The organism is Klenkia sp. AC732 (genome assembly GCF_979256525.1).
In genome coordinates this window covers 72,920-91,166 of record NZ_CEEDOS010000010.1, presented here as the reverse complement: position 1 = coordinate 91,166, position 18,247 = coordinate 72,920, and the positions used below count along the sequence as shown (strand labels likewise).

The window sequence follows — 18,247 nt, the reverse complement described above, 5'->3', positions numbered from 1 at the left end:
CGGCGATGACGACGGCCCCACCAGCGCCCGCATGAACCCCGTCGACGACCCGGCCGTGCGCACCGCCCGCCAGGCAGTGTCCGACGGTGGACGGCGTCTCGTCTCGCAGGGGCTCGTCACCGGCACGGCCGGCAACGTCAGCGTCCGGGTCGGGGACCTGGTCGCGATCTCGCCGTCGACCGTGCCCTACGACCGGGTCGGCCCGGACGAGGTCTGCGTGGTGGACCTGCAGGGCAGGCAGGTCGCCGGCTCGCTGCGGTCCTCGACCGAGACAGGCCTGCACCTGGCGGTCTACGCCGACACCTCGGCCGGCGCGGTGGTGCACCACCACGGCCTGCGCAGCGTCGCCGTCTCCACGGTCGTGGACGTGCTGCCGCCGCTGCACTACTACGCGGTCCGACTGGGCGGCGCCCCCCGCGTGGCGCCCTACCACCGCTACGGCACCCCGGACCTGGCCCGCGCCGTCACCGTCGCACTGCAGGACCGCTCCGCCGCCCTCATGCAGAACCACGGCGCCGTCACCCACGGCACCGACCTCGACGAGGCCTTCGAGCGCGCCCACCTCCTGGAGTGGCTGTGCGAGCTCTTCGTCGAGGCCTCCGCCCTGGGCCGCCCCCGGGTGCTCAGCACCGAGGAGCTCGACGAGGTCCTCGCCGCCCGCTACGAGAGGCAGGACCCGTGAGCCCGCACGTCGTCTGCATCGGCCCGCACATCGTCGACGTCCACGCCCGGCCGGTCACCGCCATCCCGCCGGGTCAGGGCGGGGTGCTGCTGGAGGAGACCCGGATCACCGCGGCCGGGACCGGCGCCGGCACCGCCGTCGACCTGGCCAAGCTGGGCGCCCGCGTGACGTCGGTCGGCGCCGTCGGTTCCGACGCACTGGGCCGGCTGCTCCTCCTGCTGCTGGCCGACCACGGCGTGGAGACCGACCACGTGGTGGTCCGCGAGGGCGGCACCTCCACCACGATCCTGCCCATCCGGCCCAACGGCGAGCGGCCCACGCTGCACCTGCCCGGCGTCACCGCCACGCTGCAGGCGGGTGACGTCGACCGGGACCTGGTCGCCCGGGCCGACCACCTGCACCTGGGCGGGCCCGACGTCCTGGGCGCCTTCACCACCGACGTCGCCCCCGGTCTGCTGCAGCACGCCCGAGCCTCGGGGACGACCACCTCGGTGGACGTGCTGCGCTCGGGCGCCGGCCCCGAGGTGCTCGAGCAGCTCACCCCGCTGTGGCCCGCCGTCGACCTCTTCCTGCCCAACGACGACCAGCTGCGCTCGATGACCGGCGTCGACGACCTCGAGACCGCGGCACGGGTGCTGCGGGGACTCGGCGTCGGCACGGTGGTGGTGACGACGGGGGCGACCGGGTCCCTCGTCGTCGGCGACGGCCCGGCCGTGCCGGTGCCCGCCTTCGCCGTGGACGTCGTCGACACCACCGGGTGCGGCGACGCCTTCAGCGCAGGGCTGGTCGTCGGGCTGCAGCAGGGCTGGGCGCTGCCGGTCGCCGCCCGGCTGGCCACCGCCGCGGCCGCACTGGTCGCCCAGGGCCTGGGCTCGGACGCCGGCATCGCCGACCTGCCGACCACCCTGGCGTGGTGGGCCGAGCGTGCCGACCAGGTGGGGGGCCCGCCGCCGGCCTGAGCCGGTTCAGCCCAGCAGCGCCGAGACGCCCAGCAGCACCGGGATCGAGCCCGCCGTCGTCAGGGTGACCGTCTGCTGGGCGATGCGCTGACCGGTGTCGTAGGCGACCGCGTACGTGTAGACGTTCTGCGCCGTCGGCAGCGCGCACAGCACCACGGCGACGAAGAGGTCGGTGCCGGTGAGGCCGAGCGCGGCCCCCAGCGCCCACGCCGTCCCCGGCATGACCACCAGCTTGAGCGCGGTCGCCAGCAGCACCGCCCCACGGTCGGGGCCGCGGCCGGGCACCGGCGCCCCGTGCAGCGAGATGCCGTAGGCCAGCAGGACCGCCGGGATCGCGAAGGAGGCCAGCAGGGTCAGCGGCTCGAGCACCAGCTCGGGCACCGTCCACCCCAGGGCGCCGACCACCAGGCCGAGCACCGAGGCGACCAGCACCGGGTTGCGGAAGGGCGCGGTGAGCCGCACCCAGCGGGGGGTGCCGTCGTCCGGGCCGGACAGGTCCAGCGCGACCACCGCGGCCGGCACGAAGACGACCAGCTGGAACAGCAGCAGCGGGGCCACCAGCGTCGCGTCACCCAGCACGTGCACCGCGATCGGGATCCCGAGGTTCGCGCTGTTGACCATCCCGGCCGACAGCGCGCCGATCGTCGTCCGGCCCACGCCCCACCGGCGCACCGCGCCGACCGCCAGGAACACCCCCGCGCAGACCAGCGCAGCGGACGAGGTCACCCACAGCGTCCCGGAGAACACCTGCCCCAGATCCGCGGCGACCAGCGTGGTGAACAGCAGCGCCGGGGTGGCCACCCGGAACGACACCTGGGCCAGCACCACCTGCGCGCCGTCGGGCAGCACGCCACGCCGGGCCGCGACGTAGCCGACCGCGATGATCAGCCCGATCACCACGAACCCGGTCAGGACCCCCGTCACGCGGGCGGCAGGCGGGTCGGCACGCCCCCCAGTCTGCGGCCCGGCCCCCGCGTGGCACCGAGTGCACCCCTGGTCTGCCCACCGGGCCCGGGAGACCAGCACCACCGCCCACTCGACGGGCTACGGCGCCGGGACGACGACCTCGGCCTCCGTCGGGCCGCCGCACTCGGCGGTGCCGCCCACCCGCACGAGTTCCGGGGCGACCGACTCCTCGACGACGACCACACCCTCCTCCAGCACGCGGACGGTGAAGGGGATCGGCGGGTAGGACAGGGAGAAGACCGCCACGCCGTCGGCGTCCACCGTGACCGCCGGGCCGGACTGGCAGTTCTCGCCGCAGTCGACCTCGACGGTCCGGAGCGGCCCCTCCGGCCAGGTGTCGTCGAGCCTGACGGTGAGGCCGGTGCCGTAGCCCATCGCGGTACAGGTGGTCGCCCCGAACTCGCAGCCGGCCAGCACCGACACCACGAGGGCCGCCCCGGCCAGCAAACGCCTCACGGGTACCCGATCTCGGCGGCGCAGGCGTCCACGGCGTCCAGGAACTCGATGACCAGGACCTGGCCCAGCGGGAAGTCGAGGCCGACCGTGCCGTCGCTGCTGGTGGTCACGTTCCAGCCGCGGCCGGTCAGGCACTGCGCGGCCAGCGGGGCGAAGACCGGGTCGCGCAGCACCGGCGGCCCACCGGGCGTCTCGTACGGGCCCAGCGGCTCGCTCGACTGGAACAGCGAGGGCGCCTGCTGCAGGACCACGACGTCGTCCCGGACGACGCGGTAGGAGGGCCAGCCCGCGGAGTCCCCGTCGGCGACCACCTCGGCGACGGCGACGCCGTCCTCGGCGGCCAGCCGCCCGTAGGCCACCGACCGGCTCGGCTCGCCCCCCGACCCGTCCGGTGCGTACTCGAACCGGTCACCCGGCAGCCCGACGACGACCAGCGGACCGGTCGCCCCGTCGAGGTCCACCAGCGCCAGCGGGACGTCGCCGTAGGTGCGCTGCGGGCTCTGCACCAGCTGCAGCTCCACCCCGTCCGAGGCGTCGACGTCGGCGAACCAGGCCTGCGCCAGCTGTGTGCCGGTGCGGCCGAGCACCAGCGCCCAGACCTGGCCGCCGGGCACCTCGCCGAGGAAGGCCACCTGCCGGGTGTCGGGGAGGGGGTCCAGGACGTCGCCGACGTCGTTGAGCGGGATGCCGTCGTCCCAGCTGGCGGCCAGGGCCTGGGCGACGAGGTCGCCGTCGCCGGCGAGGGACCCCCGGGTCGGCAGGTCGTAGAGGCCCAGGTCGGCGGTGCCCACCGCGGTGGCCGCGGTGTCGGACGGACCGGTCCGGTCCAGCACCGCGGGGGTCACGGCGACCACCAGGGCGGCGGCTGCGGCGACGCCGGCCCAGCGCAGTCGGCGGCGGTCCTGCCGGCGGTGCGCGTCGACCGCCCGGTCGGCCGTGTCCGCGCCGTGGGCGGCCGGGGCCTCGTCGGCGAGGTCGTGCAGCAGGGTGCGGACGTCGGTCACGAGGTCCTCCGGGTGGCGGTGTCGGGGCTGGCGGGGGCCTTGCCGGGCCGGGCGTAGGCCCGGTCGTCGGGGTCCGCGGGCGGGTCGACCTCGGCCAGGTGCCGGCGCAGGGTGGCCAGGCCGCGGGCCGCGTGGGTGCTGACCGTGCTGGTCGAGCAGCCCAGCACCCGGGCGGTCTCGACCTCGGTGAGGTCCTCGAACCAGCGCAGCACGACGACGGCGCGCACCCGCGGCGACAGCTCCCGCAGCGCCGCCCGCACCAGGTCCGAGGTGGCCTGCCGGGCCTGCGGGTCCTCACCGGCCCGCTCGGGCACGGTCTCGATCACCTGCTCGGACGTAGACAGCCGCCGTCGCCAGCTGACGTGCGTGGTCACCAGCACCCGGCGCACGTAGGCCAGCGGGGAGTTCGCGGCCTGCACCCGGCCCCAGTGCCGGTGTGCCTTGACCAGGGTGTTCTGCACCAGGTCCTCGGCGTGGCCGTGGTCGCCGGTGAGCAGGTAGGCGGTGCGCAGCAGCGGGCGCTCGACCTGGACGACGAAGTCGGTGAACGCGTCGCTGCTGCTCGGCATGCTGCTCCCGTCGTCGGTGTGTGCCCTCACTCCTGATGACGCGTCGATCCCCCCGGACACCCGACACCACCCGGGTAACGATCCGGTCACGGCCCCGCGCCCGGGCTCGCCGAGTGAGCAGTCACGGTCGCTTCGGGCGCCCCGAAGGGACCGTGGGTGCTCACTCGACGGGTGGGGACGGGTCACAGGGCGGGCGGCAGACTGGGGGCGTGCGACGGGGCCGGGTGACGACGGCGCAGGCCGTGCGGGCCGGGCTGCTGGTCGCCCTGGTGCTGACCGGGCTCGTCGTGGCGCTGACCGTCGACCTGCCGTCGGTGACGGCGGTGCGCGGCTGGCTGGCCGACGCGGGCGCGTGGGGCTGGGTCGGGCTGATCGCGCTCAGCGCGCTGGCCACGCTGGCGCCGGTGCCGCGGACGGCGCTGAGCGTGCTGGCCGGGGTGGTCGCCGGGTTCTGGGGCGGGCTGGCGGTGGCCTGGGTGAGCGGCGTGCTGGGCGCGGCGGCCGGCTACGGGCTGGCCCGGGCGCTGGGCCGGGACACCGTGGAGCGGCTGGCGGGCCCGCGGCTGGCCCGGGCCGACGCGGCACTGAGCGGCCGCGGGTTCCTGGCCACGCTGCTCGGCCGCCTCACCCCGGTCGCCCCGTTCACGCTGGTCAGCTACGCGGCCGGGCTGTCGGGCATCCGGTGGTCTGCCTACCTGGCCGGCTCGGCGCTGGGGCTGCTGCCGGGCACCGTGCTGCACGTGGGCATCGGCGCGACCGTGGGTTCGACGGGCGGCGGCTGGACGCTGCTGGTCAGCGCCGTCCCGCTCGTCGTCGTCGTGGTGGTGGCCGTGGTGCTCACCCGCCGACGGCGTATGCAGCGATCTACAGCCCTCTAGCGCCAGGGCAAGACAGCCCCAGACGGGTCTAGGGGACGTCGACCGTCGTCGTCACCCGGACGACGGAGGGCTCCGCCGGGACCGAGCCGAAGCCGAACCGCACCGGCGGGTCGACGCGGGCCAGCCCGCCGAGGGGGGCGCCGTCCCAGCTGGCGGAGACGGTGCGCAGCCGGTGCAGGTCCTGCACGCCGTACCACTCGGTGCGCCCGTTCCCGGCCGAGCCGCGGGTGTGCAGGCCGGTGAGCAGCTGTGCCGGGCCGTCGAGCAGGCCGACCCAGGCGGGGGTGCGGGCCAGCGGGGGAGGGACGGCGCGCAGCAGCCAGCCCAGGCCCGGACGGCGCCCGGCGCGCACCCGCAGCCGCAGCGGTCCGGCGTCCACCGCCCAGTGCTCGGCCACCCGCCCGACGGCGACGTCGACGACCCGGACCTCGTCGAAGGAGTAGGTGGCGGCGACGAAGTCGGCGAGCTCGGCGGTCTGGGCGAGCAGGGTGCGGTGCCCGTCGGCGCGCTCGGCCATCACGTCGGACACCGCGCCCAGCGGGGAGCGCGGCCAGTGGCCCAGCACGAGCCGGGTGCCCGACGTCGTCCCGGTGCCGAGGATCCAGCCGTCGAAGCGTTCGCGGGTCACCCCGGGGGATTGCCCACCGCGACACGCGCTAGTCGCTTCTACCAGCTTCTACGTCGGGGACTAGAGAGCGGAATACGGTGCGACACATGGACCCCGTGCGGAACCCGTACGCCCCCGGCGCCGGTCAGCGGCCGCCCGAGCTGGCCGGCCGCGACACCGAGCTGTCCGCCTTCGACGTCGTGCTGGAGCGCATCGCGCACGGCCGGCCCGAGCGCTCGCTGGTGCTGACCGGGCTCCGCGGCGTGGGCAAGACGGTGCTGCTCAACCAGCTGCGCTCGGCGGCGATCGCCCGCGGCTGGGGCACCGGGAAGATCGAGGCCCGGCCCGACCAGTCGCTGCGCCGGCCGGTGTCCAGCGCGCTGCACATGGCGCTGCGCGAGCTGGGCCCCCGGCACGGGGACCAGGAGTCGGTGCAGGAGGTGCTCGGCGTGGTGAAGGCCTTCGCCCAGCGCCAGGCGCCGGACGCGAAGGTGCGGGACCGCTGGCAGCCGGGCATCGACGTCCCGGCCGCGACCGGGAGGGCCGACAGCGGGGACATGGAGATCGACCTGGTCGAGCTGCTCTCCGACGCCGCCGGGGTGGCCGCCGACGTGGGCAGCGGCATCGCGCTGTTCATCGACGAGATGCAGGACGTGCAGGCCGACGACGTCAGCGCCATCTGCGCGGCCTGCCACGAGCTGTCCCAGCAGGGCGCCCCGCTGATCGTCGTCGGGGCCGGGCTGCCGCACCTGCCCGCGGTGCTGTCGGCGTCCAAGTCCTACTCCGAGCGGCTCTTCCGCTACCTGCGCATCGACCGGCTGGACCGGGCCGCCGCCGACCGGGCGCTGGTCGGGCCGGCCGAGCGGGAGGACGTCGTCTTCGAGGCCGACGCCCTGGACGCCCTCTACGCCGCCGCGGACGGCTACCCCTACTTCGTGCAGGCCTACGGCAAGGTCACCTGGGACGTCGCCGCCACCAGCCCGATCACCGCCGCCGACGTCGCGATGGCCGCCCCGGCCGCCGAGGCCGAGCTGGCAGTGGGCTTCTTCGGCTCCCGCTACGACCGGGCCACCCCCGCCGAGCGGGAGTACATGCACGCCATGGCCGACCTGGGCGGGCCGGGCGGGGCCGCCGTCGGCACCTCCGACGTGGCCGTGTCCCTGGGCCGCAAGCCCGCCTCGCTGTCCCCGGCCCGGGACGCGCTGATCAAGAAGGGCCTGGTCTACAGCGCCGAGCGCGGCCAGATCGCCTTCACCGTGCCGCACTTCGGCCGCTACCTGCTCCGTCACCCGGACTGAAAGACCGGCGGCGGTCCCGGACAGAGCACCCCGTGAGGACCGCACCGGACCAGCGGCGGGCCGACCTCGAGCGCGTCGTGCGCGCCGTGGTCGAGCCCGTCCGCCGACACCTGCACCGCCGCACCGACCCGGCCACCGCCGACGACGTGCTCGGCGAGACGTTGCTGGTGCTCTGGCGGCGACTGGACGACGTCCCGGCCGACCCGGTGCCGTGGGCGATCGGCATCGCCCGGCTGCAGCTGGCCAACGCCGAGCGCGGGCGGCGTCGACAGGGCCGGCTGGCGCTGCGGTTCGGCGGGAGCGAGCCGACGTCGGTCCCCGACCCCACGGAGCCGGTCGCCGGCCGGCTGGACGACGCCGCCGTGGTGCGCGCGGCCCTGGACCGGCTGCGCCCCGCCGACGCCGAGCTGCTCCGGCTGGCCACCTGGGACGAGCTGACCACCGCCCAGCTGGCCCAGCTGCTGGGCATCACGACGAACGCGGTCGCCATCCGGCTGCACCGGGCCCGCGGGCGGCTGCGCGAGGAACTGGGAAGAGCGGCGGCCCGGCCGGACACAGGACTGCGAGGAGAGGGGACCCGATGACCGACGACGACCTGGACCGGCGACTGCGCGCCGCCGACCCCCTCCCCGACCTGCCCGCACTCCGGCCCGACCGGCTGGACCAGCTCCTGGAGGACACCGTGACCAGCACCGCCCCGACCAGCAGCACCCCCGACACCCACCGCCGTCCGCGCGCACTGCTGCTGGCCGGTGCCGCCGCGGCCGTCGTCGCCGTCGGCGGGGGAGCGCTCTGGCTGACCGCCGGCGGGGACCCGACCGTGCTGACCGCCCAGCCCGGCGGCGGCCCGGCAGCCAGTTGCGCCGCCCTCACCCCCGAGACGCTGGCCCGCAGCGACGTCGCCTTCGCCGCCCGGGTCACCGGCATCGCGGGCGGCACCGTGACCCTGGAGACGACGGAGCGCTTCGCCGGCGACGTCGCCGACACCGTCGAGGTGGTGCAGGGCGACGCCGGCGACGTGGTGGACGGCGCCCCGCTGGAGCTGCAGCAGGGCACGACGTACCTGCTCACCGCCGACGGCGGCACGATCGGCTCCTGCGGGGGCAGCGGGGTGGACAGCCCGGAGCTGCGGGCGCTGTTCGAGGCCGCGTTCGGCTGAGCGTCAGTCGTCGGTCGCGGTGATCCGCGGCGGCCGGCGCAGGTGCTCGTAGACGACGCTGGTGCGCACGTCGCCCACCTCGGGCCGCTGGGTGAGCCGGTCGACGACGAAGGCGTACAGCGCCTGGTTGTCGGCCAGCGCCACGTGCACCAGGAAGTCCTCCGCCCCGGAGACGACGAAGAGCCCGATGGTCTCGGGCTGGGCCTGCGCCCAGTCCCGGAAGGCCTCGATCGCCCGGCGGGACGGCGGCCGCACCCGGATGGCGATGAGCGCCTGCACCGGGCGGCCGACGGCGGCGAGGTCGACGTCGAGGGTGGCGCCCCGGATCACCCCGCGGTCGCGCAGCGCCCGGGTGCGTTCCAGCGCGGTGGACGGCGCGACCCCGACGGCGGCCGCCACGTCCCGGTTGGTCCGCCGGGCATCGGACTGCAGTTCCCGCAGGATCGCCGCATCGAGTTCGTCCACGCGTCCATCCTGGCGGCTCCAGCCGAACGACGTACGGCAGGCGCCCACGCAGGGCGTCGATCTGCCTAGCGTGGCCTCATGACAGCGAACGACATCGGCTTCCTGCCCGACGAGGTGGTCACCGCCGAGCCGACCCGCAACGCCCGGCTGAAGTGGGTGGTGGTCGTCGACGCCGCGGTGCCCGCCGGTGAGCTGGTGAACGCCGTCGCCTGCGTGGCGGCCGCGACCGGGGCGGCGGTGGACCACCTGCTGGCCCACGGCGGCCCGGACGCCGACGGGGTGCACCACCCGGGCCTGCCGTGGGCCGGCTGCTCGGTGCTGACCGCGACCGCCGAGGAGCTGGCCGCCGTCCGGGAGAAGGCGGTGGGGTCGGTCGGTGTCCTGGTCGTGGACATGCCCCGGACCGCACAGACCCACCGGGTCTACGACGGCTACCTCGCCGAGCTGGCGACCACGCCCGGTGCCGGGCTGGCCTGCCGGGCGGTGAGCCTGGTCGGACCCCGGAACCGGGTCGCCGCGATCACCAAGCGCCTGGCCCTCCTGACCGGCTGAGCCCCGCTGACCGGCAGAGCCCTGCCGACCGGTTGGGCCCTGCGCCGGTGGGCACCGCCGTCCCCGACGACGGGAGGTGGGCGGTGCCCACGTGGTTGGAGGCCGGGCTCTGGGGCCTGCTCGGTGGCGGCGCGCTGGTGCTGGGCGCACTGGTCGCCTGGTCCCTGCGGGTGCCGCAGGTCGTCGTCGCCTCGGTGATGGCGTTCGGCTCGGGGGTGCTGATCTCCGCGGTGGCCTTCGACCTGATGGCCGAGGCGGCCGAGACCGGCGGACTGCCGGCCACGGCCGTCGGGTTCCTCGGCGGTGCGGTGGTCTACCTGGGCGCCAACGCCCTGCTGGCCCGGCGGGGCGCCCGGCACCGCAAGCGCTCGGGCGGGCAGCAACCCAGCGAGGACGAGCAGTCCGGCAGCGGGGCGGCGATCGCCGTCGGTGCCCTGCTGGACGGCGTCCCGGAGTCGGTCGTGCTGGGCGTCGGACTGCTGTCCGGCGGGGCGGTGAGCCTGCCGGTGCTGGCCGCGGTGTTCATCTCCAACGTGCCCGAGGGACTGTCCAGCGCGGCCGGGATGAAGCGCAGCGGACGCTCGGCCCGCTACGTCTTCGGCGTCTGGTCCGGCATCGCGGTGCTGTCCGGGCTGTCGTCGCTGGTCGGGTACCTGGCACTGGGCAGCGCCCCGCCCGAGGTGATCGCGGTGATCACCGCGGTCGCCGCGGGCGCGATCCTGACCATGATCGCGGACACGATGATCCCGGAGGCGTTCGCCGAGACCCGGACCTGGACCGGGCTGATCACCGCACTGGGCTTCCTGGTGGCCTTCGCCATCGAGATGGCCTGAGGCCGGTTCCACGTGGAACGGGGTGGGCAGGGGGAGCCCATGATCGAACCCGTCGCCCCCGAGGAGATCCGCGTCCCGGTCGAGGGTGGTGAGCTGGCTGCGTTGTACTGGGCGGCCGACGCGCCCTCGGCGCCCCTGGTCGTGCTGGTGCACGGCATCACCGCCAACGCCGCGGCCTGGACCGCCGTCGGCGCCGCCCTGGCCGGCGAGCACGAGGTGGTCGCCGTGGACCTGCGCGGGCGCGGCGGCAGCGCCGAGGTCCCCGGCGTCTACGGCCTGCAGGCGCACGCCGACGACGTCACCGCGGTGCTCGAGGCGTACGGCGCCGACCGGGAGGGCGGGGCGAACGCGGCGGTGCTGGTCGGGCACTCGATGGGCGGGTTCGTGGCCGCCCTGGCCGCCGCCGGCCCGGCCCGCGACCTGGTCCACGGGCTGGTGCTGGTCGACGGCGGGCTGCAGCTCGCCGTCCCGCCGGCCGGTGACGTCGACGCGATGCTGGCCGCCGTCCTCGGGCCCTCCCTGGAACGCCTGGACCTCCGTTTCGCCGACCTCGACGACGCCCGCGCCTGGTGGGCACAGCACCCGGCGGTCGGGCCGTGGCTGGAGGACCCGGCGGTGGACGCCTACGTGCAGCGGGACCTGGTGCCCAGCGGCGACGGGCTGCGCAGCGCCGTCGTCGACCGGGCCGTGCGGGTGGACGGCGGCGAGGTGCTGCTGGACGAGATGGTGCGCGAGGCCAGCGCCTCCCTGCCGGTGCCGGCGACCCTGCTGTGGGCGACCCGTGGCCTGCTCGGTGAGACCCCTGGGCTCTACGACGAGGTCCGGCTCGCCGGCCTCGGCCTGGAGCCGGCCGGGATCACCGCGGTCGAGGTGCCCGACACCGACCACTTCTCGATGCTGTGGTCCCCACAGGGCGTCACCGCGATCACCGACACCGTCCGGGCGGCCGTCACCCGCTGAACCCGGACAGCACGACGCCCGCGTCCCCTCGTGGGGGCGCGGGCGTCGGCGTCAGGGGGTGCGGATCAGGTCAGCGAGTCCTTGGCGAGGGACCGCTCGGCGTATCCGGCGTCGCGCTGGCCGGGGCCGGCGTTGGTGCCGCTGGCCGGGGCGGCGTCGACCGGGTCGCCCTCGGTGGTCGAGGGGCCGTGGTCGTCGTCGAGCATCGTGGTCTCGTCGAAGGGGCGGTCGCCGGCCAGCACGGCCGACATCTGCTCCCGGTCCAGCTCCTTGGTCCAGGTGGCGACCAGCATGCAGGCGATCGCGTTGCCGGAGAAGTTGGTGACCGCGCGAGCCTCGGACATGAACCGGTCGATGCCGACGATCAGGCCGACGCCGTCCAGCAGCTCGGGGCGGTGCGAAGAGAGGCCACCGGCCAGCGTGGCCAGGCCGGCGCCGGAGACCCCGGCCGCACCCTTCGAGGCGATGATCATGAAGACCAGCAGGCTGATCTGCTCGGCCAGGCTCAGCGGGTCGCCGAGGGCCTCGGCGATGAACAGCGAGGCCATCGTCAGGTAGATGGCGGTGCCGTCGAGGTTGAAGGAGTACCCGGTCGGGACGACGATGCCGGCGACGGGCTTGCTGACGCCGATGTGCTCCATCTTGGCGATGAGCCGGGGCAGCGCGGTCTCCGAGGACGACGAGGAGACGATCAGCAGGTACTCGCGGCCCAGGTACTTCAGGAACGTGAAGACGTTGATCCCGACGACCATCCGCAGGATCGCGCCGAGGAAGACGAACACGAAGACCGCGCAGGTGGCGTAGAAGCCCAGCATCAGGATGCCCAGGCTCTTCAGCGCGTCGATGCCGGTGGCGCCGACGACCGCGGCGATGGCACCGAAGGCACCGATCGGGGCGACCCACATGATCATCGCCAGGATGCGGAAGACCAGCTTCTGGATGTGCCCGATGCCGGTGAGGATCGGGGCGCCGGCGCGGCCCATGGCCTGCAGGGCGAAGCCGACGAGCAACGCGACCAGCAGCGCCTGCAGCACCGAGCCCGCAGTCAGCGAGGACAGCAGCGTGGTCGGGATGAGGGAGAGGATGAAGCCGGTGGTGCCCTCGGGTGCGCCCTCGGCGCTGGTGTCCACGAGCTCCTGGCCGGCACCGCGGACCTCGTCGGTCAGCTGCAGGCCCTCACCCGGGTGCAGGATGTTGCCCACGACCAGGCCGATGGCCAGGGCCACGGTCGACATCGCGATGAAGTAGCCCAGCGCCAGGCCGCCGATCCGGCCGACCTGCGCCGCCTGCCGGATGGCGCCGATGCCCAGCACGATCGTGCAGAAGATGACCGGCGCGATGATCATCTTGATCAGGCCGACGAACGCGGTGCCCAGCCACTTGAGCTCGACGCCGAACTCCGGGAAGACCAGCCCGACGACGATGCCGGCGACCACGGCGATGATCACCGCGATGTAGAGCCAGTGCGTCTTGTCGCGCTTGACCTTCGGTGCCCCGTCGAGGGGGGCGCTGCGCTGTGCCATGGACTGCTCCTGTGGAGTCGGTGGCGGGCGATCGGTGGATCGGGCCGGCCTGGAGTGCGGTCGCCGGGGACCGGCGACGGGTAGACCATGACCGGTCGCGTGATGGCGGTCACCCTTGCGTTCATTGCGTGCACGACCGGTGGCGCCGGACGGGCCGCTGGGCAGCGCGGACGCGGCACACTCGCACCGTGCGCATCCCCGCCGTCCTCGCCCGCGGCCCCGTCGGCCGCCCGGGCCGTGGCGCGCGCTCGGACCGTCGCAGCCTGGCCCGGCAGCTGCTGGGGCTGCAGGCCCTGGTGCTGGTGGTCGTCGTCGTCGCGCTGGGCTGGGTCGCCGTCCTGGACGCCCGCACCGCCGTGGAGGACCGGGCCACCAACCAGGCCCGCAGCATCGCCGAGACCCTGGCGGACTCCCCGCTGGTCCGGGAGACGGTGCTCACCGAGGACCCGACGTTCGTGCTGCAGCCCTACGTGGAGCAGGTCCGCGCCGACACCGACACCTCCTTCATCACCGTGATGGCCCCCGACCGCACCCGGTTCACCCACCCCGACCCGGCGCAGATCGGCAAGCCGTTCGTCGGCACCATCGACGACGCCCTGGCGGGGGACACCTTCACCGAGACCTACGCCGGCACGCTGGGCCCCTCGGTCCGTGCCGTGGCGCCGGTGTTCCGGGTGGGCAGCACGACCGACGTCGTCGCGCTGGTCAGCGTGGGCATCGTCCTGACCGCCATCGGGGACGACGTCACCGCCGCCCTGCCCGAGCTGCTGGGCGTGGCCGGCGCGGTGCTGGCCGTCGGCGCGCTGGGCAGCTGGCTGATCAGCCGCCGGCTCCGGCGGCAGACCCACGGCCTCGGCGCAGCCCCGCTGGCCCGGATGCTCGAGTACTACGACGCGGTGCTGCACGCCGTCCGCGAGGGCCTGCTGCTGCTGGACGGCGACCGGACCGTGCAGCTGGTCAACGACGAGGCCCGCCGGCTGCTGGACCTGGACGGCGACGTCACCGGCCGGCACGTCAGCGAGCTGGGGCTGTCCCCGGAGCTGGCCGCCACGCTGTCCCAGCAGCGGCTGGCGGTCGACGAGGTGCACGTCAGCGGCTCCCGGGTGCTGGTGGTCAACCAGGCGCCGGCGACGCCGAAGGGCCGCTCGGTGGGCGCCGTCGTCACGCTGCGGGACCACACCGACCTGCAGGCGCTGACCGGGGAGCTGGACAGCGTGCGGGCCTTCGCCGAGTCGCTGCGCGCCCAGGCGCACGAGGCGGCCAACCGGCTGCACACCACGGTGTCGCTGGTGGAGCTGGGCCGCAGCGCCGAGGCCGTCGAGTTCGCCACCGCCGAGCTGGCGCTGGCCCAGCGGCTCACCGACCGGGTGGTCGGCGCGGTCGAGGAGCCGGTGCTGGCCGCGCTGCTGCTGGGCAAGGCGGCCACCGCCCACGAGCGCGGGGTGGCGATGGAGATCGACCCGGCCACCTCGGTGGGCAGCACCGGCATCCCCGGCGGGGACCTGGTGACCATCGTGGGCAACCTGCTGGACAACGCCATCGACGCCGCCCTGGCCGGGGACGCCCCCCGGGAGGTGCAGCTGTCACTGTGGGAGGAGGACGGGATGCTGGAGCTGCGGGTGGAGGACACCGGCCCCGGCGTCCCCGACCCCGAGCAGGTGTTCCAGCGCGGCTGGTCCACCAAGGCCGACGGCCCGCGCGGGAACGGCCGCGGCCTGGGCCTGGCGCTGGTCGCGCAGGCCGTGCGGCGCAACGGGGGGACCGTGTCGGTCCGGCCCGGGCCGGGCGCGGAGTTCCGGGTGTCGCTGCCGCTGCGCAGCACCGCGGGGGTGACGTCGTGAGCGACCTGCGGGTGCTGGTGGTGGAGGACGAACCGGTCGCCGCCGATGCGCACCGGGCCTACGTCGACCGGACCGCGGGCTTCGTCGCCGTCGCCGTCGCCGGGACCGGGGCGGCGGCCTGGGACGCGCTGGGCCGGCTGCCGGTGGACCTGGTGATGCTGGACATGAACCTGCCCGACACGCACGGCATCGAGCTGGTCCGCCGGCTGCGCGCTGCCGGCCGGGACGTCGACGTGCTGGCCGTGACCTCGGCGCGCGAGCTGTCCACGGTGCGCGCTGCCGCCGCCCAGGGCGTCGTCGGCTACCTGCTCAAGCCCTTCACCTACGCCGCGCTCCGGGACCGGCTGACCGCCTACGCCGACTACCGCGCCCAGCTGCGCGCCGACGGCGACATCGCCGGGCAGGACGCCGTCGACCGGGTGCTGGAGGCCGCCCGCCCGACCCGGCCGGCCCCGCTGCCCAAGGGCATGGGCCGGGAGACCCTGGACGCCGTCGTCGCCGCGGTGCGGACCGGGGACGGGCTGTCCGCGGCCGAGACCGGCGCCCAGATCGGCGCCTCGAGGATCACCGCGCGCCGCTACCTGGAGCACCTGGCCGAGGCCGGCCTCGTCGTCCGCACGCCCCGGTACGGCGGGACCGGCCGCCCGGAGCTGGAGTACCGCTGGCGCTCCGAGGGCTGAGGGTCCGCGCCGGGTCGATCATCGGGTGGAGGTCCCGGTGGGGAGCAGGACGTCGCCCTCGGCGGGAGCGGGCTCCTCGCGGCGGGACACCGGGTGCGGCCACCAGACCCTCTTGCCGGTCAGGTACACCAGCGCGGGCACCAGCAGGCTGCGGACGACGAAGGTGTCCAGCAGGACGCCGAAGGCGACCAGGAACGCGATCTGGAGCAGGAAGAGGATCGGCAGCACGCCCAGCGCGGCGAACGTCGCGGCCAGCACGATGCCGGCGCTGGTGATCACCCCGCCGGTCACCGCCAGGCCGTGCAGCACGCCGGGCCGGGTGCCCTGCAGCAGCGACTCCTCGCGCACCCGGGTCATCAGGAAGATCGAGTAGTCGATCCCCAGCGCGACCAGGAAGACGAACGCGTACAGCGGCACCGTCGGGTCGCCGCCGGGCAGGTCCAGCACGTGGTCGAAGACCAGCGAGGCCGCTCCCAGGGTGGCCGCGAAGGACAGCACGTTGGCCACCACCAGCAGCAGCGGGGCCAGCAGCGAGCGCAGCAGCACGGCGAGCACCACGAAGATCATCAGCAGGATCACCGGGATGATCCGGTCCCGGTCGGCCGTGGAGTACTCCCGGATGTCGAGGGCCTGGGCGGTGGTCCCGCCGACGAGCACGTCGCGGTCGACCCCGTCGAGGTCGGTGCGCAGCGCGGCGACGGCGTCCTCGGCGGCGGGGGAGTCCGCGGCGTCCTCCAGCGTGACCTGCAGCTGCACCATGCCCTCGGACACCCGCGGCTGCCCGGACCCGTCGAGGGTCGGGACGAGGGAGGAGACGCCGTCGGCGTCCTGCACCACGGTGGTGACGGCGGACAGCTCGTCCTCCGGCGCCATCACCAGCGTCGGGGAGCCGGAGCCGGCCGGGAAGTGCCGGGCCAGGGCCTCCCCGCCCACGACGGACTCGACCCGGTCCAGGAAGGTGTCGGTCTGCGAGACGCCCTGGGTGTCCAGGGTCGGTGCGAACGCGGCGAGGACGACGAGGGCCAGGGTGCTGAGCACGCCGACCGCGACCGGCCGGCGGCCGACCAGCCGGGCCACCCGCGCCCAGACGCCGGAGACCTCGGGGCCCGTCGAGCCGACCTGCGGGATGCCGGGCCAGAAGACCCAGCGACCGTGCTGCCCGGGCGAGGTCCGGCCGGGCAGCACCAGCAGCGCGGGCAGGAACGTCAGGGCGGCGAGGACCGCGGAGACGATGCCGACGGCGGTGACCGGGCCCAGCCCACGGGTCGGGCCGATGTCGGCCAGCAGCAGGCACAGCAGCCCCAGCACGACCGTGGCGGCGCTGGCCGTGACGGGCTCCAGCGTCTGCCGCCAGGCCCGGCGCATCGCGGTGTAGCGGTCGTCGTGGCGACGCAGTTCCTCGCGGTAGCGGGCGACCAGCAGCAGCGAGTAGTCCGTCGCGGCGCCGACGACCAGGATCGACAGGATGCCCTGGCCCTGCCCGTCCAGGGTGACGACGTCGGCGTCGGCGAGCAGGTAGACGACCAGGCTGGCGGTGGTGAGGGCGAACCCGGCGGTCAGCAGCACGAAGAACGGCAGCACGGGGGAGCGGTAGACGACCAGCAGGATGACCAGCACGGCGATCCCGGCGACCAGCAGCAGCGTGCCGTCGATGCCGCCGAAGGCGGAGACGAGATCGGCGGTGGTGGCGGCCGGCCCGGCCAGGAAGACCTCACCGCCCAGGTCGGGGACGACCGTGCGGAGCTGCTCGACGGCGGCGACGACCGGGTTCTGGCCGTCGGCGAGGGTCTCGAACACCTGATCGGTGTCGAAGGTGAGCAGCGCGAGCACGGCCAGGCCGTCCTCGCTGGGCACGACGGGGATGTCCCCGGGCAGCAGGAACTCCCCGACCCGCTCGGCCGGTGCCCCGGCCACCGGCACCTCGATGTCGGGGACCGACGCCGCGAAGTCGGCGAAGTCGGTCAGCTGGGCCGGGGTCAGCGGGGTGTCGGACTCCAGCAGCACGAAGGCCGGGAAGGCCTCGCTGTCGCTGAACCCCGCGGACAGCTCGGCGACCCGCTGGGACTCCGCCTCGGAGGGCAGGAAGTCGCTCTGGGAGTTGGACTGGACCTCTGCCAGCTTGCCGCTGTACGGCCCGGCGACGGCGGACAGCGCCAGCCAGGCGAGCAGCAGCACCGCGGGCAGCAGCCAGCGCAGCCGGCGGTGGGAGCGGGTGGGGGTGGTGCCGGCCATGGGGGCTCCTGGCTCGCGGTCGGGCGGGGGGCGGCGCAAGATGGTCAGCCTGCTGAGGAAACCTAGCAGGTATGTTCAGCAAGCTGAGCAATCGTCACCGGATCGGGGTGTCACGTGGACGAACAACCGGTGGGCAACGACCCCCGGACCTGGGCGACCGGGCGGCTGCTGTCCACGGCCGCCCGGCTGGCCGAACACGCCTGGGACTCCCACCTGGCCGGATGGGGTCTGAACCACGCCTCGTTCGCCGTGCTCTGGATGCTCGGGTCGGGACCCAGGTCCCAACGCGAGCTGGCCCAGGCCATGCAGGTCGAGGACCAGACCATGAGCCGGGTGCTGGAGCGACTGGAGCGGCACGGGCACGTCAGCCGGGCCCGCTCGACCACCGACCGCCGGCGCGTCGAGGTCTCCGTCACCGACGGCGGACGGACGGCCCTGGCCGAGGCGGGTTCCGACGCCGCTGCCGAGCGGGTGCTGGGCGACGCCGTCGCCGACCTCCCCGGGCTGCGCGAGCAGCTGGTGACCATGATCGAGGACCTGTCGGCCCGACGGTGGTCCACCGAGCGCTGACCCCGCCACCGGC

At 75.1% G+C, this 18,247-nt stretch carries 20 protein-coding genes; 12 read left to right on the top strand and 8 right to left on the bottom strand.

Annotation, left to right across the window (positions count from 1 at the left end):
* The first annotated feature begins 31 nt into the window (after positions 1-31).
* Both AC0IVP_RS06825 and AC0IVP_RS06820 read left to right on the top strand, forming a co-directional pair.
* Complete coding sequence (locus AC0IVP_RS06825; RefSeq protein ID WP_471755440.1) at positions 32-682, top strand: class II aldolase/adducin family protein; 651 nt, start codon at positions 32-34, stop codon at positions 680-682.
* Entirely contained in the window at positions 679-1,641 is a 963-nt protein-coding gene (locus AC0IVP_RS06820; RefSeq protein WP_471755438.1) for a carbohydrate kinase family protein, read from the top strand. Before AC0IVP_RS06825 ends, AC0IVP_RS06820 begins: the two co-directional genes overlap by 4 nt.
* A 6-nt stretch (positions 1,642-1,647) precedes the next feature.
* On the opposite strand, the gene AC0IVP_RS06815 is transcribed toward AC0IVP_RS06820, so the two are convergent.
* From AC0IVP_RS06815 to AC0IVP_RS06800, 4 genes are all read right to left on the bottom strand, one after another.
* Positions 1,648-2,565 carry an AEC family transporter gene (locus AC0IVP_RS06815; RefSeq protein ID WP_056295884.1) on the bottom strand — a complete coding sequence of 306 codons (918 nt, stop codon included), beginning with the start codon at positions 2,563-2,565 and terminating at the stop codon, positions 1,648-1,650.
* 120 nt (positions 2,566-2,685) lie between these two features.
* Positions 2,686-3,063 carry a hypothetical protein gene (locus tag AC0IVP_RS06810; RefSeq protein WP_471755436.1) on the bottom strand — a complete coding sequence of 126 codons (378 nt, stop codon included), beginning with the start codon at positions 3,061-3,063 and terminating at the stop codon, positions 2,686-2,688.
* Positions 3,060-4,067: a hypothetical protein gene (locus tag AC0IVP_RS06805; protein ID WP_471755434.1), complete on the bottom strand. Its 1,008-nt coding sequence runs from the start codon at positions 4,065-4,067 to the stop codon at positions 3,060-3,062. The genes AC0IVP_RS06810 and AC0IVP_RS06805 overlap by 4 nt, the downstream gene beginning before the upstream one ends.
* Positions 4,064-4,636: a SigE family RNA polymerase sigma factor gene (locus AC0IVP_RS06800; RefSeq protein WP_471755432.1), complete on the bottom strand. Its 573-nt coding sequence runs from the start codon at positions 4,634-4,636 to the stop codon at positions 4,064-4,066. The genes AC0IVP_RS06805 and AC0IVP_RS06800 overlap by 4 nt, the downstream gene beginning before the upstream one ends.
* A gap of 209 nt (positions 4,637-4,845) precedes the next feature.
* Between AC0IVP_RS06800 and AC0IVP_RS06795 the strand changes: the two genes are divergently transcribed.
* Complete coding sequence (locus AC0IVP_RS06795; RefSeq protein ID WP_471755430.1) at positions 4,846-5,514, top strand: TVP38/TMEM64 family protein; 669 nt, start codon at positions 4,846-4,848, stop codon at positions 5,512-5,514.
* 28 nt (positions 5,515-5,542) lie between these two features.
* On the opposite strand, the gene AC0IVP_RS06790 is transcribed toward AC0IVP_RS06795, so the two are convergent.
* A complete protein-coding gene (locus AC0IVP_RS06790; protein WP_471755428.1) occupies positions 5,543-6,142 on the bottom strand; it encodes a hypothetical protein in 600 nt (199 codons plus the stop codon).
* Between the two features lie 86 nt (positions 6,143-6,228).
* On the opposite strand from AC0IVP_RS06790, the gene AC0IVP_RS06785 reads away from it, so the two are divergent.
* The 3 genes from AC0IVP_RS06785 to AC0IVP_RS06775 are packed head-to-tail and all read left to right on the top strand — an operon-like array spanning position 6,229 to position 8,578.
* Positions 6,229-7,419 (top strand): AAA family ATPase, encoded by a 1,191-nt coding sequence (locus AC0IVP_RS06785; protein ID WP_471755426.1) that lies wholly within the window; start codon positions 6,229-6,231, stop codon positions 7,417-7,419.
* A 32-nt stretch (positions 7,420-7,451) separates the two neighbouring features.
* On the top strand, positions 7,452-8,003 hold the full coding sequence (locus tag AC0IVP_RS06780; protein ID WP_471755424.1) for an RNA polymerase sigma factor: 552 nt from the start codon (positions 7,452-7,454) through the stop codon (positions 8,001-8,003).
* On the top strand, positions 8,000-8,578 hold the full coding sequence (locus tag AC0IVP_RS06775) for a hypothetical protein (protein ID WP_471755422.1): 579 nt from the start codon (positions 8,000-8,002) through the stop codon (positions 8,576-8,578). The genes AC0IVP_RS06780 and AC0IVP_RS06775 overlap by 4 nt, the downstream gene beginning before the upstream one ends.
* A gap of 3 nt (positions 8,579-8,581) precedes the next feature.
* Here AC0IVP_RS06775 and AC0IVP_RS06770 read toward each other — a convergent pair whose 3' ends face one another.
* Positions 8,582-9,043 carry an Lrp/AsnC family transcriptional regulator gene (locus tag AC0IVP_RS06770; RefSeq protein WP_056295905.1) on the bottom strand — a complete coding sequence of 154 codons (462 nt, stop codon included), beginning with the start codon at positions 9,041-9,043 and terminating at the stop codon, positions 8,582-8,584.
* A 78-nt stretch (positions 9,044-9,121) separates the two neighbouring features.
* On the opposite strand from AC0IVP_RS06770, the gene AC0IVP_RS06765 reads away from it, so the two are divergent.
* The 3 genes from AC0IVP_RS06765 to AC0IVP_RS06755 all read left to right on the top strand — a co-directional run bounded on the left by AC0IVP_RS06765 (position 9,122) and on the right by AC0IVP_RS06755 (position 11,388).
* The gene (locus AC0IVP_RS06765; RefSeq protein WP_471755420.1) at positions 9,122-9,595 is read left to right on the top strand and encodes a DUF2000 domain-containing protein; all 474 of its coding nucleotides are present in this window, start codon (positions 9,122-9,124) and stop codon (positions 9,593-9,595) included.
* Positions 9,596-9,678: 83 nt separating this feature from the next.
* Positions 9,679-10,428 carry a ZIP family metal transporter gene (locus AC0IVP_RS06760; RefSeq protein WP_471755418.1) on the top strand — a complete coding sequence of 250 codons (750 nt, stop codon included), beginning with the start codon at positions 9,679-9,681 and terminating at the stop codon, positions 10,426-10,428.
* Between the two features lie 39 nt (positions 10,429-10,467).
* Positions 10,468-11,388, top strand: coding sequence for an alpha/beta fold hydrolase (locus AC0IVP_RS06755; RefSeq protein ID WP_471755416.1), 921 nt, complete (start codon positions 10,468-10,470; stop codon positions 11,386-11,388).
* Between the two features lie 65 nt (positions 11,389-11,453).
* Here the strand turns inward: AC0IVP_RS06755 and AC0IVP_RS06750 are convergent, their stop codons facing one another.
* On the bottom strand, positions 11,454-12,911 hold the full coding sequence (locus AC0IVP_RS06750; protein ID WP_056295916.1) for a cation:dicarboxylate symporter family transporter: 1,458 nt from the start codon (positions 12,909-12,911) through the stop codon (positions 11,454-11,456).
* A gap of 188 nt (positions 12,912-13,099) precedes the next feature.
* Here AC0IVP_RS06750 and AC0IVP_RS06745 point away from each other — a divergent pair, with 188 nt between their 5' ends.
* Both AC0IVP_RS06745 and AC0IVP_RS06740 read left to right on the top strand, forming a co-directional pair.
* Complete coding sequence (locus AC0IVP_RS06745; protein ID WP_235564798.1) at positions 13,100-14,752, top strand: sensor histidine kinase; 1,653 nt, start codon at positions 13,100-13,102, stop codon at positions 14,750-14,752.
* Positions 14,749-15,432 carry a response regulator gene (locus AC0IVP_RS06740; protein ID WP_056295919.1) on the top strand — a complete coding sequence of 228 codons (684 nt, stop codon included), beginning with the start codon at positions 14,749-14,751 and terminating at the stop codon, positions 15,430-15,432. The genes AC0IVP_RS06745 and AC0IVP_RS06740 overlap by 4 nt, the downstream gene beginning before the upstream one ends.
* A gap of 18 nt (positions 15,433-15,450) precedes the next feature.
* Here the strand turns inward: AC0IVP_RS06740 and AC0IVP_RS06735 are convergent, their stop codons facing one another.
* Positions 15,451-17,664: an MMPL family transporter gene (locus AC0IVP_RS06735; RefSeq protein WP_471755414.1), complete on the bottom strand. Its 2,214-nt coding sequence runs from the start codon at positions 17,662-17,664 to the stop codon at positions 15,451-15,453.
* A gap of 114 nt (positions 17,665-17,778) precedes the next feature.
* Here AC0IVP_RS06735 and AC0IVP_RS06730 point away from each other — a divergent pair, with 114 nt between their 5' ends.
* Positions 17,779-18,234 carry a MarR family winged helix-turn-helix transcriptional regulator gene (locus AC0IVP_RS06730; protein WP_200938921.1) on the top strand — a complete coding sequence of 152 codons (456 nt, stop codon included), beginning with the start codon at positions 17,779-17,781 and terminating at the stop codon, positions 18,232-18,234.
* The last annotated feature ends 13 nt before the right edge of the window (positions 18,235-18,247 follow it).

What these genes read in the sequence shown, in the direction of transcription:
- AC0IVP_RS06825 (WP_471755440.1), top strand. Translation starts at nt 32, where the DNA reads ATGAACCCCGTCGACGACCCGGCCGTGCGCACCGCCCGCCAGGCAGTG.
- AC0IVP_RS06800 (WP_471755432.1), bottom strand. Translation starts at nt 4,636, where the DNA reads ATGCCGAGCAGCAGCGACGCGTTCACCGACTTCGTCGTCCAGGTCGAG.
- AC0IVP_RS06785 (WP_471755426.1), top strand. Translation starts at nt 6,229, where the DNA reads ATGGACCCCGTGCGGAACCCGTACGCCCCCGGCGCCGGTCAGCGGCCG.
- AC0IVP_RS06775 (WP_471755422.1), top strand. Translation starts at nt 8,000, where the DNA reads ATGACCGACGACGACCTGGACCGGCGACTGCGCGCCGCCGACCCCCTC.
- AC0IVP_RS06765 (WP_471755420.1), top strand. Translation starts at nt 9,122, where the DNA reads ATGACAGCGAACGACATCGGCTTCCTGCCCGACGAGGTGGTCACCGCC.
- AC0IVP_RS06755 (WP_471755416.1), top strand. Translation starts at nt 10,468, where the DNA reads ATGATCGAACCCGTCGCCCCCGAGGAGATCCGCGTCCCGGTCGAGGGT.
- AC0IVP_RS06750 (WP_056295916.1), bottom strand. Translation starts at nt 12,911, where the DNA reads ATGGCACAGCGCAGCGCCCCCCTCGACGGGGCACCGAAGGTCAAGCGC.
- AC0IVP_RS06735 (WP_471755414.1), bottom strand. Translation starts at nt 17,664, where the DNA reads ATGGCCGGCACCACCCCCACCCGCTCCCACCGCCGGCTGCGCTGGCTG.